This is a genomic window from Prolixibacteraceae bacterium, assembly GCA_019720755.1.
GTDB lineage: Bacteria > Bacteroidota > Bacteroidia > Bacteroidales > Prolixibacteraceae > Halosquirtibacter > Halosquirtibacter laminarini.
On record CP081303.1, the window covers coordinates 1,344,523 to 1,358,926 of the forward strand.

At 36.8% G+C, this 14,404-nt stretch carries 10 protein-coding genes; 8 read left to right on the plus strand and 2 right to left on the minus strand.

The window, feature by feature from the left end; genetic code table 11:
• Positions 1 to 2 precede the first annotated feature (2 nt).
• Entirely contained in the window at positions 3 to 1,565 is a 1,563-nt protein-coding gene (locus K4L44_05490; GenBank protein ID QZE15287.1) for a sulfatase, read from the minus strand.
• 438 nt (positions 1,566 to 2,003) lie between these two features.
• Between K4L44_05490 and K4L44_05495 the strand changes: the two genes are divergently transcribed.
• From K4L44_05495 to K4L44_05515, 5 genes are all read left to right on the plus strand, one after another.
• Entirely contained in the window at positions 2,004 to 4,820 is a 2,817-nt protein-coding gene (locus K4L44_05495; protein QZE15288.1) for an insulinase family protein, read from the plus strand.
• Positions 4,821 to 5,235: 415 nt separating this feature from the next.
• On the plus strand, positions 5,236 to 5,781 hold the full coding sequence (locus tag K4L44_05500) for a hypothetical protein (GenBank protein ID QZE15289.1): 546 nt from the start codon (positions 5,236 to 5,238) through the stop codon (positions 5,779 to 5,781).
• Between the two features lie 501 nt (positions 5,782 to 6,282).
• Positions 6,283 to 6,507 (plus strand): hypothetical protein, encoded by a 225-nt coding sequence (locus K4L44_05505; protein ID QZE15290.1) that lies wholly within the window; start codon positions 6,283 to 6,285, stop codon positions 6,505 to 6,507.
• Between the two features lie 475 nt (positions 6,508 to 6,982).
• Positions 6,983 to 7,801, plus strand: a complete 819-nt coding sequence (locus tag K4L44_05510) for a DUF4382 domain-containing protein (GenBank protein QZE15291.1) — start codon at positions 6,983 to 6,985, stop codon at positions 7,799 to 7,801.
• Between the two features lie 491 nt (positions 7,802 to 8,292).
• Positions 8,293 to 8,919, plus strand: coding sequence for a hypothetical protein (locus K4L44_05515; GenBank protein QZE15292.1), 627 nt, complete (start codon positions 8,293 to 8,295; stop codon positions 8,917 to 8,919).
• A 7-nt stretch (positions 8,920 to 8,926) separates the two neighbouring features.
• On the opposite strand, the gene K4L44_05520 is transcribed toward K4L44_05515, so the two are convergent.
• Positions 8,927 to 9,454 (minus strand): serine O-acetyltransferase, encoded by a 528-nt coding sequence (locus K4L44_05520; GenBank protein ID QZE15293.1) that lies wholly within the window; start codon positions 9,452 to 9,454, stop codon positions 8,927 to 8,929.
• A gap of 382 nt (positions 9,455 to 9,836) precedes the next feature.
• On the opposite strand from K4L44_05520, the gene K4L44_05525 reads away from it, so the two are divergent.
• The 3 genes from K4L44_05525 to K4L44_05535 all read left to right on the plus strand — a co-directional run bounded on the left by K4L44_05525 (position 9,837) and on the right by K4L44_05535 (position 14,225).
• The gene (locus tag K4L44_05525; GenBank protein ID QZE15294.1) at positions 9,837 to 10,799 is read left to right on the plus strand and encodes an SH3 domain-containing protein; all 963 of its coding nucleotides are present in this window, start codon (positions 9,837 to 9,839) and stop codon (positions 10,797 to 10,799) included.
• A gap of 292 nt (positions 10,800 to 11,091) precedes the next feature.
• Positions 11,092 to 12,771 (plus strand): hypothetical protein, encoded by a 1,680-nt coding sequence (locus K4L44_05530; protein QZE15295.1) that lies wholly within the window; start codon positions 11,092 to 11,094, stop codon positions 12,769 to 12,771.
• Positions 12,765 to 14,225, plus strand: a complete 1,461-nt coding sequence (locus tag K4L44_05535) for an MOP flippase family protein (protein ID QZE15296.1) — start codon at positions 12,765 to 12,767, stop codon at positions 14,223 to 14,225. The genes K4L44_05530 and K4L44_05535 overlap by 7 nt, the downstream gene beginning before the upstream one ends.
• Positions 14,226 to 14,404: the final 179 nt, after the last annotated feature.

Here is a 14,404-nt window from a genome sequence, read left to right on the forward strand (position 1 = left end):
GGTTATCTTTCAATGATTGTTTCGATTTCGCTAGGATATGGTACTGGGCTTCCATCCTTTGCAAATGTTGGCATCTGGGCATCTACCTCTTTTAGATATTTGGTTAGTTTTGTAGCCATCTTTTTAGTTCTTTTTGGTTGTTGGCTTGCCAAATTGTAGTGTTCGCCTATATCGTTGGTGATATTGAATAGTTCAAATCGTTGATCTGTGTGGTAATAGATTAGTTTCCAATCGCCTTCTCTAATAGCACTATAGAATGAAATACCTGGTCCTTGTGGTCCCCATGAATTAGGGAAGTGCCAGTAGAAAGCACGATCTTTGTTCTTTGATTTTTTTCCTTCTAGTTCCGAAACAAAACTTAAACCATCTATTGGTTGCTTCTTATTCTCTTTGTATGAGATGTTTGCCATCTCTAAGATAGTAGGATAGAAGTCTTCGATAATTACTGATTGGTTACATTTTGTATTTGGAGTGGTGACCCCAGGCCATTTTACGATCATTGGCTCTCGTATTCCTCCCTCGTGAATAGATCCTTTACCACTAGAAAGAGGTAAGTTGTGGGTGTTTGCTAGTCCTCCACGAGCATGAGCACTCAATCCTCCATTATCGGACATAAAGATCACAATAGTGTTTTTGTCTAATTTATGGCGTTTAAGATATTTCATAATGTCTCCCAAGCTTTTATCCATCCCCTCTACCATCGAAGCATATTTGGCTTCAATCGGGCTTAATCCTCTTTGGATATATTTCTCTTCATATCTGTCGTCACCAGTGATGGGCGCATGCACAGCATAGTGTGACATATAAAGGAAGAAAGGTTTGTTCTTTGGGACTGAGTCATGAACCACTTTCAGTGCTTTTTGTGTCAACGCCTCCGTTAAGAAGATATCTTGACCATTAAATTCCTCTAAGCCAGGAATATTCCATATCGAATTTGGGTTGTTTACTTTTGCAAAATTCTCCTTCCCAAGGTATGATGCTGGTCCACCGCCTGCAAATCCTGCAATGTTCACATCAAAACCGACATTTTGTGGATTTTCTGTTGGGGTTCCGACTGCTCCAAAGTGTGCTTTCCCGCAGTGGATGGTATAATATCCATTGTCTTTAAGAAGTTTCGGTAGGGGTTGAGGAGTATAGACTGCATTATTTAGATCTTCGGATATTGCAATACCATTATAGTTCCATTTAGGGATCTTCAAACCTTTAACGGTATTGGTGTTCATCTTATCTTTATATAGTGTCCAGTTGGTTACTCTATGTCGAGCAGCATTCATACCAGTCATCAAACTGACCCTCGTTGGAGAACAGATGGCACATGCATAAGCTTGTGTAAACATTACTCCTTGTTCGGCAAGTTTCTCCATGTTTGGAGTGTGAAACTGCTCATTTAGATACGTCTTTTTATCCCAAAAAGGTAAGGAAGTGTCTTGCCATCCCATGTCATCGACCATGAAAAGAACAATATTGGGTCTTTCTGGAGTAGCCGGTTTATTGGCAAGTGCAAGTGTAGGTAGAAGTAGAGGCACAAGAAGTGCTTTCTTGGTTACTTCACGTAATTGTTTCATTAGTTTATGTGTTTTAGTTATTAAATAAATCTATTATGTTCAGTTTTTATTTGAAAAGTCTCAATTTACAGATATATTATAGAATAAAAAAAATAGCAATTAAATAATTTTAGAGAAGCCCTTTGTTTGTAGCCTTTTATGTGGGAATTAGTAGACTATAATATGGGGGCTGAGTAAAATTGCTTGTTAAAATGTGTAATACTTTTAGAGTAAGAGATACTAATAGTTGAGATTGTATTTTTTTGTATTGAAAAATAAAAGCTTTGTTTCTATTCTGAGAATAAGCTTTTATAGAGGAAATGATCGAATGACACCCTATCAATGGATTTTGTTAGACTATTAATTATTTGAAAGATATAAGATAATTAATTGTGTATAAAAGTTAAAAAGTGTATCATTGTAGGTCTATTAATTGTATCAACATATAATAATTAATTTATGAGAAAACTACTTAGCTTATTGGTTATCCTTCTTACATTGGGATCCATAGCAACAGTAAATGCACAGGTCACAATGGACACCCCGGCTCCATTAGATCAGAATGTGAGAAAAGGAGTTCTTCCTAATGGTTTGACTTATTATATTCGTCATAATGAAGAGCCAAAAGATCGTGCAAGTTTCTACATTGTTCAGAATGTAGGAGCGCTTCTAGAGAATGATGACCAAAATGGATTGGCTCACTTTCTTGAGCATATGGCTTTTAACGGAACAGAGCATTTCAAAGGAAAAGGTATTTTGAATACGCTTCAGAAGCATGGTGTAGAGTTTGGTCGTAATATCAATGCTTATACCGCTTTTAACGAGACAGCTTATAACTTAAGTGAGGTGCCAACAGGTCCTAAAGGATTGGTTGATACTTGTCTTTTGGTATTAAAGGATTGGACAAACTACTTGCTTCTAACAGAAGAAGAGATCGACTCTGAAAGAGGCGTTATCTCAGAAGAGTGGAGAACTCGTCGTAATGCAGGTTTCCGTGTAAGAAATCAATTTTTCCCTGTATTGTTAAAAGGGTCAAAGTATGCTGTACGTGACGTAATTGGAGATTATGATATTATCAATAATTTTAAATATAAAACATTGCGTGATTTTTATCACGACTGGTATCGTACAGACCTACAGTGTATTATTGTGGTTGGAGATGTTGATGTGGATAAAATAGAGGGAAAAGTGAAAGAGATGTTCTCATCTGTACCAGCAGTGAAGAACGAAAAGCCACGCCCTTTCTTTGATATTCCTTACCACAAAGAGACTTATTTTGTGAAGGCTTTGGATAAAGAGATGTCTCAAAATTCTATTACTGTATATAAGTTAGATCGTACATCACAAAAGAATCCAGAGACTATTGGCGATATTAGAAATAGTTATGTGAAGTCTTTGATGAACAGTATGTTTAATGCTCGTATCCAAGAGCTTCTACAAAAAGGAGATTCTCCATTTATTTGGGGTGCTGTAAGTGCAAGTGGATTTGTAAGAGGATATGACTGTTTTACTGCTTCTGTTGGTGTGAAGCCAGGAAAAGAGAAAGAGGGATATCAGGCGATCTTGAATGAGTGGGAGCGTGCTGCACGTTTTGGTTTCCAAACATCAGAGATTGACAGAGCAAGATTGAATATGATCAGTGGACTTGAGTCACAATATAAAAAGAGAGATAAGATCTCTAACGACCGTTACTGCCGTCAGTTGCAAAGCAATTTCTTGACAGGTTCTTCTGTGATTGGTATCGAGGCAGAGTATCAATTTGCACAAGCGGTACTTCCTACTATTCAGGTAGAAGAGGTGAACAACTTCTTGAAGCACTGGAGTAAAGATGGTAACCGTACTGTTGTGATTAGTGGTTCTACTGAAGTAGAGCATATGTCTGAGACAGAGGCTTTGTCGATGTTGACAGCGATGAAAGACACTAAATTGGAGCCTTACGTAGACAAAGTGACCAATGAGCCATTGGTAGACGTAGAGAAAATCAAGGCAGGTACTATTGTAGAAGAGAAAACACTTTCTCAGTTTGATGCTAAAGAGTGGACTCTTTCTAACGGTGCGAAGGTATTGTATCGTTTTGCAGACATCGACAAAGACAAAGTGGTGATTGATGGTCACAGTTGGGGTGGTACTTCGAAAGTAAGTGACGTAAATAAATTGATCTCAGCAAACTTTATCTCTGATTTTGTAGCGAGTTATGGTGCTGGCGATTTCGATGCAACTAGCTTGAAGAAGATGTTGACAGGAAAGCGTGTTTCTGTAAGAATGAGTGTGGGTGGTCTTTCTGAGAATATTTCTGGATATGCCGTACCTAAAGATTTTGAAACAATGATGCAACTATTGTATTTGAAGTTCCAAAGTCCTCGTTTCGACAAGCAAGCTTTCGATGCACAAAAGTCTCGTTATGCTGCTTATGTAGCCAATCTAGATAAAAATCCAGATGCTATTCGTCGTGATTCTATCTCTGTGATCACAAAAGATCATAATCCTCGAGTAATGCTTCTTAGCCCTGCAACAATCGAGAAGGTGAACTTCGATACAATGAAGAGTATCTACTTAGATCGTATGAAAGATGCTAGCGACTTTACTTTCGTATTGGTTGGTAATGTGAAAGAGGATGAGGCGAAGAAGATGGTATGTAAATATATCGCTTCTTTGAATGCTGGTGATCGCAAAGAGAAATTTGTAGATAACAAAGTTACTTTCCCTAAGAAAGATGTAAATAGAGAGATTGCTATTAAGTTAGAGACTCCTAAGACTACTGAGCATATGCGTTTTAACCAGTATATGAAGTATAGTGTGAAGAGCGATCTTTGTATGGATATCGTGAAAGCAGTTTTAGATTTCCGTTTCACAGAGAAGGTGAGAGAAGAAGCTGGCGGTACTTATGGTGTTGGTGTTGGTGCATTCATCAAACAATATCCTAAGTCGGCTGCTACTTTGGTTGTTCAGTTTGATTGTAAGCCTGATCGCGCGGATGAGTTGATGACAATTGTACGTGCTCAAATAGATAACATGTGTAAAGAGGGAATTTCTGAAGAAGATTTCAGTAAGGCTGTGAAGAATATGAAGAAGAATTTTGCGCAAGCGAAAGATCATAACTCATATTATGAGCGTCAACTTACTGCTTATATTCAGGATGGTGTGGATATGACAGAAGATAAGAATAATCCAGATGCAGTATTGGCAGAGATTACTAAGTCGGATGTAGAGAAGTTTGTTCGCAAATTCATCAAGAAATCTGAAAAGATTCATATTGAATTTGCTCCAGCAAAATAGTGATATACAACATTCTATTATACTAAGGCAACTCCATTTGGAGTTGCCTTTTTTCGTTCTTTGGTAGAAGGATATGGCTTGTGTCAAGTATATTTCGAAGAGGAAGAGAAGTGTCAATAGGTGCTTTATTCGTATCGTCGTATTTTATATTTTAAGATGATTAATCAATAGAGAGATGAGGCAGTTGGAACCTTTAAGATCACAACCCAATGTCACTCGATGATATATGTTAAAATATGATTTTCAATTTTGTGTTTTTTTCACGCAACATCTAAGGTTTCTTGGTGTTCTACCAATAGAAAACATCTTTCATAGAGAAATAACATTCATTTATGTGATTGCTCTACTCATTGGTTTGAGTTGCAGTGAGTTTTATGTTTAGTCATAGTTCGTTGTTGAATAGAAAAATAGAAAGATGAAGAAGATTTTATTGTTGTGGCTATGTTGTATACCATGTTTAATATTTGCTGAGAATAGAGAGAAGGATAACCTATCTATTGAAAAAGGGAAAGTGGTGTGGCAAAAGATCTTTACTACCCCTTATAATATGGAGAAGACCAAAGCATTATTGTTAACCCATGTCGCAGCAGAAGAGATAAAAGAGTTTGACAACAAGATCGTTTTTTCTTGTAATAAGTTCCACTTTAACTATCAAGATGCAGGTTTTGGACGTGCCAAAGCACCATTATATTATCAAAATATGATAGGAAGTGCTTTTGTTACGATCGATTTTAAGGAGGGAAAGTATCGAGTAACGGTACGGAATATAGTTTTGGAGGAGTTTAAGGTGGAGGCACTGACTCCAAGTTATCACTCCCATATCTCCTCTCATTATCTCGAGGAATTTGTGTTAAAGAAGAAGAATAGCGCTTTTAAAGCGAAGTTTTATAAATATGATGATCCTATTCTGAATACGACATTTGCCAAGATGTTTCAGCTAATTGATGATTCTAAATGGTAGATATTTCTTTTTTGTTGCTGGTTTTATATAAGTTTCGTTAATAGTAGAGGGGACCCTTTTGTGGATCTCCTCTTTTTTGTATGTCGGGCATGGTAAATAGTCTGGCAGAGTGTAAGTCTCTGTATGTGCCGAGTTGATAGGAAACATTCGCAATTGACAAGGGTGTTGGAGGTGATTCCAAATCTGAAGGAAGCCATTGCAAACTTGACGTACAGAAACCTGCTATAAGACTGACTTGTAGAGTGTAACCGACCTGTGTGTCGGGAACGTCCCAAATTTAACCGTAACTCCATACAGTAAATCAGGCGATACGCAAGGAAAGTCTATTGCCTTATTCTGAGAGATTTCACCACCTGTTGCAACGGTGACAAACCGATTGAAGACAATCGACCATAGATATTCATAAGAGTGAGAAGTTAGCACAAAACATTGTAGTTTTTTTTAGGAATACGAAGGTCTGAATCAATTAACGTAAGGAGCAGTCAGTCGAACGTTTATTTTATGGAGCATCAGCAAGACATAGCGTACCAATTAGATCTGTTCATGGAACAGAATCTGGACACTATACACCAATGCGGAATTCGTGAACACGTAGAGGGAGCGAATCTATCATTGGTGAAGCAAGTAAAAGGAGATAATAAACAAGGACGAGCCTTAGCTACCGACTTGACCTGTATTGTATTGTATGTTCGCATGCTAATCTATATCGTGCATTTAAGCAAGTGAAACGAAACAAAGCAAAGCAGTAGTAGGTATAGATCGAGTACCAGTTGGGAAATTCTCATCATGATACACCGAACATGGATAATTCACGGACTAAAGAAACTATTTTATGTCTAAATCGTTATATTATATACTTGACTGTAAGGATAGGTCTATCGATAAGAAAATTTTAGTATTCGCATTGGTTAAAAATAATTAAAAACAAATCCTTAGAGAGTTATAGGTTTCTGTTATAGTAAGATAATTAATTTAATTATCTGGGTTCTTATTAAACATAACGTATATGAGTGAGGTGTAGTTACTTAATATTTAATTAGGAGTTTGTGTTTATTGATTTATCTTAAATTATAAACATCTATTTGTTAATGTTTTTAAATTCAAAATACCATTAAATATTGTGGATCGATGTTTGTGTGTTTTGATAATCTGATATAAAACCTATATTTGTTAATAGCAACAACTTTTTAAAAATATAAAGATGAAAAAGATTTTATTAAATGTATTTGCTTTAGCTGTATTGTCATTTGGTTTATTTTCCTGTAGTGATGATAGCAGTTCTACAAATGATGCAACATTAAATGTTCGACTTACAGATGCTCCAGCAGATTATGATAAGGTAAATATTGATGTTCGAGATGTCGAGATAAATGTGAGTGAAGATCAAAGTGGATGGTCTTCTGTAGGGAATGTAAACAGTGGAATTTATAATCTTTTGGAATATACTGCTGGTAATGATACATTATTAACTTCGGGTTCGCTTCCAGCTGGGACTTATAATCAAATTCGTTTAATTCTTGGGGATAATAATAGTGTGGTTGTTGATGGACAAGAATATGAGATGAAAGTTCCAAGTGGCTCACAATCGGGATTGAAGCTTTTGGTCAATCAGACCCTAGAGGCAGGTGTGGCATACAATGCAATTCTAGATTTTGATGCCGCACGTTCTGTTATTGAAACGGGCAATGGTAATTATAAACTAAAGCCTACAATAAAGATGTTCTTTGAGGCTCAATCAGGCGCTATTCAGGGAGCTGTGCAAGAAGATGCATTAGGGGTTGTTTATGCTATTATGGGGAGTGATACTGTGTCTACCTATTTAAACCAAGGGAAGTTTCTTTTAAGAGGTGTTACACCAGGAAGCTATGAAGTAGTAGTAGAGCCAAGTGCCGATTCTAACTATATAAAAACCGTTCTTACTGATAATGTTTTGGTTGAATTAGGGCATACCGCAATAGTTGAACAAAATGAATTAAGTGTTTCTGAATCTAATGGAGAGGCTCAAACTACAGAACAATAATTTTGATCTGAATTAATATATTCGAAAGCATATTCCTTTTTCGATATTGTAGCATAGTCTAAAAATAAGGCTATGCTATTTTTTTGCTTTCTCTGGTGCTAATTCCTGCGATTTCCAGTGGTGTGTTCTTGTTTTTAAAACGGAACGATTTTATCTTTTTTATTTACCTCTTTATTAGACTTTAGATTGCTTTTTCTAAACTGGGTGATTATTGAAAAAGAGAGACTCGGCTTGAGCGATCTCTAATGAAAGATGCAAGTGTTTATTACTTCCAATTTTTAGGATCAGTTGTAAAACGAATAATTGTTTTATAAATTAAATATATGTTTATTTGTGTAGATGTTTTATGGAATAAGTATTGTTCTAATTCAGTTTTGTTATTCCCTCCATAATTAGAAACAGTTGCCAAATGTTTGGCTTCTATCCTAAGAAAAAAATAGTGCTTTCAGGATGTGATGGATACTTTATGATATTCATATAATTTAAGATTCATGAGATTTAAGATTCGTTTGTTGTTATTGGTAACTTGTTATTGCTTACATATCCATGCCCAAGATAAGAGGTGGGGGATTCAGGCAGGGTTGAATCGGTTTACGATTAGTGATCTTCCCGAGTTTCATTATACTTATCTTACAGGAATGCACTTGGGAATAGTTCGTTCTTACAATAAATATCCTTTTACTTTTACCCCAGGGGTTCTTTATGTGAAGAAGGGGGCGGGGAGAGATGTGAATGAGAAATATGCGATGCAAGAAAACCGCTTTATCTTGAACTGTCTTGAGTTTAAATGTGCCGCCGATATTCAGTTATGTAAATGCAATTTAATGTTACCTGGAAGCGGACCTAGGATTGGTATTGAGCCCTATTTTGATTATAATATTGGAGGAGAAGTTATTGATGGTTTTGGGGACTATGCTTATTCTCGTGATATGGTATTTGGATATCATGATAAGGCTGATGGTGTTCGTACCTCCTGTGGGGTTAAATTCTATATTAGTATGAATTGTGAGGTAGTAGAGCCTTATGTAGGTTATGATATTGGAATTACTGGGTTGAGTAAAAAGGATAATTCTTTGCGTAATATGGGGGTTTATTGGGGATTGATCGTTAATCTATAGTCCCGATTTAGAGAAGGTGTTCGGTAATAATATGCGCTGGATTTCCTACTACTGTTGCTCCTTTTGGAACCTCTTTGGTAACTACTGCTCCAGCACCAATACGTGCATTCGTTCCTATATGGATATCTCCTAAAATAATTGCTCCTGCTCCAATCTCCACATAGTTTCCAATGGTAGGGGGAGCGCTGAGTTTACCATCTTTCCCCATCTTGTTTCCAATGGTTACAAGGTGATGAATGGTGACATCCTCTCCGATAATACAGTCTTGGTGAATCACAATTCCATGTCCATGGTGTATGGTAAAGCGTTTTCCTATGTGTGTTGCAAAAGGAATATCACAACAAAGGGTTTGATAGATAAAACGGTGATAGTATATGGCATATATTCTAAATAATAGTTTCCTAAAGATATTTTTGTTTTGATGATGATAGAGGCTATTCCCTAGTCGATAATGGCTAATAATCTTTTTACCCTTATAACAGGATTGATCTCCTTGGTCGAGATAATAGTGCTGTATCCACTTATTGAAAAACATATTACGTATGATTGTTTATGGTTATAAATGTAATGAAAATAGCATTTATCTTTCTGCTATTTGATTAATATTTGTCGTTTGCTTATTTAAAGTGGATATCCTTTTTGTAATCAGAGAGGAGTTCCGTTTTAATCTTCTTCTCTTCAAAACTCAGTCTTCTTACTATTTCGTTTGTGTTTTTTTGTCAATACATTATATTTTAACTGTTTTGATTTAATTTATTTGTTCTAGTCCAAGTGCTGTAACTTGTTTATTAATAGCGTTAAAGTGTGTGTTGTCTGTGGTGTCCTTTATTTTATGTTCATTATATTGATTTCTTTTTGTTTTGTACTTCTATAAACATATTATATTTGCGGCTCACAAATAATGTTCTAGGAAAATAATGAAGCAATTGAAAAAACTACTACTCTTCATCGTGTTTGGGGTGTTGAGTATGTTGACACACACACTATCGGCTCAAACAATCTACTATGTAAAAGCATCTCAGGGACTGAACCTTAGAAGAGGTCCGTCGTCTAATTATGGTGTAGTCCGTTCTATCCCACCGAAAGGAAAGGTGAGAGTAATGGAACAAAATAGCAATGGATGGTGGAAAGTTACATACAATGGGCAGGAGGGATATGTCTCTTCCAAATATCTAACAGAGGATAAGTCTAAAGCAACCTCTTCAAACAGAAAAAATACAACTAGTTCGAAGCGTTCTAATGGACATTCATCCAATTCTCGTAATACGAACAGTAATCGTAATAATCGATCTTCTAATAGTCACGCTTCTGATTATGATTGGGGTGTTGGAGTTCGTTTGGGAGACCCCAGTGGTGTGACTATCAAGAAGGAGTTGCAGGGACATGCTTTAGAGCTTAGTGTTGGAAGTACTTATGTTTTATCGGGAAAAAAGTATGACGATCGCTATTATAATGATCATTTTAATGATTGGTATCATGATATGAATTATCATTATGATGATTTTCAATATATAGGGTATGATATCTCTACGCCAATCGCTGTCCAACTTCATTATCTTACTCAGAAAGATATCCATCGTTTGGGTGACAATGCGGTTCGTGGTTTGAGTTGGTACTATGGTTTTGGTGGACAGTTTCGTTTTCAGACCTATACTTACGACTATCGTTACAAAGTACATGGCGACAAAACATGGTACTATACCACAGGGGATAAAGAGACTGATATCGACTTTGGAGTAGATGGAGTAATTGGCTTGGAATATACTTTTTCCAATGCTCCGATCTCTATCTTTATGGATTTTACTACTATGATAGAGGTGTTTGATAATCCTTTTCAGTTTTGGTTTCAGGGAGGTCTAGGCGTACGTTATCGATTTTAATTAAAGTACTACCTATTTCGTCCTCTCTTTTGAGGATCAACACCTCATCATGACTTCGTTATGGTGAGGTGTTTTTTGTTTTTGTATAGGGCTGATAAGAAGGTAAAGTCGTTTGAGAACTTCAGATTAACCTTGTTGTTTTATTCTGTTCATCTATTCATTTGAGACTATTATATAATTAAATAGTAAAAAGATCGTTTTACTACGAAAGAAGTGAAATACACACTGCTGATACCATGATGTAGAAGCAAAGTATTTCACTCTTGATTAACTGAAACAAATTCATTATTGTATGTCCAAGCTGCTTATTGCTATTGATCTACAGGAGAAAGTGCAGATTTCTCATCTCTCCTATGAGACGAGTGAAAAATTTGCCAAAGATAAAGTGGATATTGATAGTGCCTCATATCGTATCATCTTAGATGGGGTCATTGTGAATCGTAAAGATTTGATTGCCCAGATGCCTCATTTGAGTTGGGAAGAGATCTTATGCCAGATGGCTCGAGAGGATGGCGTGCTCTTTCATCAAAAGTTAAGAGGCTCTTATTATGGCTTCCTATTTGATAAAAAAAGAGGAGAGTGGACGCTATTTGGGGATGCGATCAATTCGAAGCCTCTTTTCTATGCTTGCTGTGATGGTCGATTATGGATGGGAAACAATATTTTTGACATCGCATCCGTAATGAAAAAACAGGGTTGTGTCTTGACGTTTGATATTCTATCTTGTTATGATATGTTGATGCGAGGATATCTGTGTGAAGACCATACGCTAATGTCTGAAGTATCTCGATTACGCACTGGATTTCATTTGACAGGAGAGAAAGATAATTATAAGGCTTCTTCGTATTACAAACTCTCTTTTGAATATGACCAGACTATAAAGATGAACGATGCGATTGAGATTGTCGATACCTCTTTTCAAAAGGCTGTAGCACGTAATTATAGTGTGGATTGTGACTATGGGTTAAAACATGTGGCATCGTTAAGTGGGGGGCTTGATTCGCGTTTGACTGTGATGATGGCTCATAAGATGGGGTTTTCTGAACAACTTAATTTTACCTTCTCGCAGGTGGGAAGCTTAGATCAGAAGGTGGCATATGAGATCTCTTCGGATCTTCAACATGAATGGATCCATCAAGCTCTGGATGGAGGGAATTTCCTGAAAAGTGTAGATGATATTACACCCATAACGCAAGGATTGGTACTATATTTTGGTTTTGCACACGGATATAGTATGGTCAAGAATCTTCACTTGGATGGATATGGTGTGATGCACACTGGTCTGGTCGGAGGAGAAGTGATCGGAAGTAATCTAGATTCGGAGTCTGAGAACCATGCTGTGGATACAAGTTGTAAGTATCACTCTAGGAGACTGACTCATAGACAACATGAGTTTGATCTAAACTACTATACCAACCAAGAACATTTCCTTCTATACACAAATGATTTTGAAGCCTATAATCTGGGAAGCAATGTGTATCATGGACAGACGGAATCGCTTTCACCCTTTGCGGACATCGAATTTATGGAGCAGATGTTCCAAATACCTGTCTCTTTGCGTTCTAACCATAAACTCTATAAGGAGTGGATTAAAGTCAAACACCCTGAGATGGCTAAGTATCGTTGGACTACTACTGGTTGTAGAATCGATTCAATCGGATCGAAGCATATTCGTATAGGTAAGTTTAATCCATCGCTGAGTCGTGTGGTTCCTGCTATCTTAGAGCGTATGGGGTTACGTCCTGATAGATGGAGTGACAAACACTATATGAACCCTATTCAATTCTATTACAATACCAATGTTTCCTTGCAAATCTGGATGAAGCATTATGTCGAGACCCATATTGACCTCCTTGATTTTGATAAGAGGTTGAAGCAGGATTGTCTTGATCTTTTTCACTCAGGAAATTGTATGGAGAAGAGTCTCTCAATCACCTTGTTGAGTTTTATTAAAGCGATATCTACATGTTAGATAAGAGAGAACATGAGGTGGTAAAGGGCTTAAAGTGGAGTACAATAAATAAAATCATTACCTCTGTTTTTGCATTAATTCAAGTGATGGTGTTGACCAGATATCTTGATGTACCTGTATTTGGTCAAGTAGCAATTGCTTGGGTCGTTATCAATTTTACCCATGTCTTTGTTGATATGGGGATCACTTCGGCAGTGATGCATAAACTGGATGCTACCCGTCGGCAGATTAATAGTCTTTATTGGTTGAATCTTTTAGTCTCCTTGATTCTTTATGGTGCACTTTATGGGCTGACTCCCTTTTTGTCTCAGTTATATGACTCCCCTACCTTAATTCCCGTGATACGTTTGTTGGGGATAAATCTTGTGCTTATCACTGTGGGGCGATTGCCCCAGACCCTTCTTCAACGAGAGTTTCGTTTTAAATCGATCTGTTTAGGAGAGTCGTTGTCGGTGATTCTAGGGACTATTGTTGCGATTGCTCTTGCGATCGATGGAAAAGGGATTTATAGTTTGGTCTACTCAACCTTAGTAAAGTCGTGTGTTGCTAGCATTATTTTTTGGTGGAAGAGTCGTGAGATACATAAGATAGGTTGGGGTTTCTCTTTGGAGGAGGTAAAGGAACTTTTAAAGATTGGAGGGTATGCTATGGGTGCCTCAATATTAGATGTGCTTTCGGAAGAGGCCGATATATTGGTCTTGGGTATTACTTTAACTCCTCATGCTGTTGGGGTCTATTCATTGGTAAAAGAGTTGCTTTCTCGTTTCTTTACATTGATTAATTCAGTGGTCCAATCTGTATTGAGTCCTTATCTGTCAAGATTACAATATGAACCTCACAGATTAAAACGAACCTATTGTATGGTGGTTCATATGATGGCACAGTTGAATTTTCCACTCTATATGGGGCTTGCTTTCCTCTCTAGAGAGGTACTTACGCTACTTTATGGTGAGTCATTTCAGTCTGGCGATATTGTAATGACATTTTTAGCTCTGGCTTATGCGATACAGTCTATCTCTAGCCCTGTAGGTGCATTACAGATCGCTACAGGACGTACAGATCTTGGATTTCGTTGGACTATCTTTCGTGTGATCATTACCCCGCTAGTGATCTTCTTGAGTAGCTTCTGGGGAGCAGAAGCAGTGGCAGCTTCTTTTTTTGCTCTTTGTCTTTTTATGCAATATCCCGCTTGGAGAATTATGATATATCGTATGATTGATCTGAGTTTTATTGATTATATCCGATGTTATTCTCGAAGCTTTGTCATAATATGTATCTGTCTTATACTCTCTTTTCTTTTGAATCCCTTTATTCCTTTTGAATCTTTATGGGGGCTAATCGTTGCCAAAGGTGCTTTTATCGCTTTGCTCTTCCTTATCCTTACTTTCTTTGTGGATAGAAGAGGGTGGAGACAGTATATGGAGTGGGGAAGAAACTTTCGATCACTTATTTAAGATTTTTACTTGTTATTAGATGTATAAATATGGCAATAAGTGTTATAAATAAAACGATAAGTGTAAAAAAATGTTTATATTGTGGTTGTCTACTAATCGAGAAGTAATTCACTCGTTTTGTGATAGTTTGTATGTAGCCCGTTTAGCTCATATAAATTTTTTATGTTTTAGTTTTTAGA

Excerpts from the sequence above, each read along its gene's own strand:
- K4L44_05490 (QZE15287.1), bottom strand. The coding sequence starts at position 1,565 with ATGAAACAATTACGTGAAGTAACCAAGAAAGCACTTCTTGTGCCTCTA.
- K4L44_05495 (QZE15288.1), top strand. The coding sequence starts at position 2,004 with ATGAGAAAACTACTTAGCTTATTGGTTATCCTTCTTACATTGGGATCC.
- K4L44_05500 (QZE15289.1), top strand. The coding sequence starts at position 5,236 with ATGAAGAAGATTTTATTGTTGTGGCTATGTTGTATACCATGTTTAATA.
- K4L44_05505 (QZE15290.1), top strand. The coding sequence starts at position 6,283 with ATGGAGCATCAGCAAGACATAGCGTACCAATTAGATCTGTTCATGGAA.
- K4L44_05510 (QZE15291.1), top strand. The coding sequence starts at position 6,983 with ATGAAAAAGATTTTATTAAATGTATTTGCTTTAGCTGTATTGTCATTT.
- K4L44_05515 (QZE15292.1), top strand. The coding sequence starts at position 8,293 with ATGAGATTTAAGATTCGTTTGTTGTTATTGGTAACTTGTTATTGCTTA.
- K4L44_05520 (QZE15293.1), bottom strand. The coding sequence starts at position 9,454 with ATGTTTTTCAATAAGTGGATACAGCACTATTATCTCGACCAAGGAGAT.
- K4L44_05525 (QZE15294.1), top strand. The coding sequence starts at position 9,837 with ATGAAGCAATTGAAAAAACTACTACTCTTCATCGTGTTTGGGGTGTTG.
- K4L44_05530 (QZE15295.1), top strand. The coding sequence starts at position 11,092 with ATGTCCAAGCTGCTTATTGCTATTGATCTACAGGAGAAAGTGCAGATT.
- K4L44_05535 (QZE15296.1), top strand. The coding sequence starts at position 12,765 with ATGTTAGATAAGAGAGAACATGAGGTGGTAAAGGGCTTAAAGTGGAGT.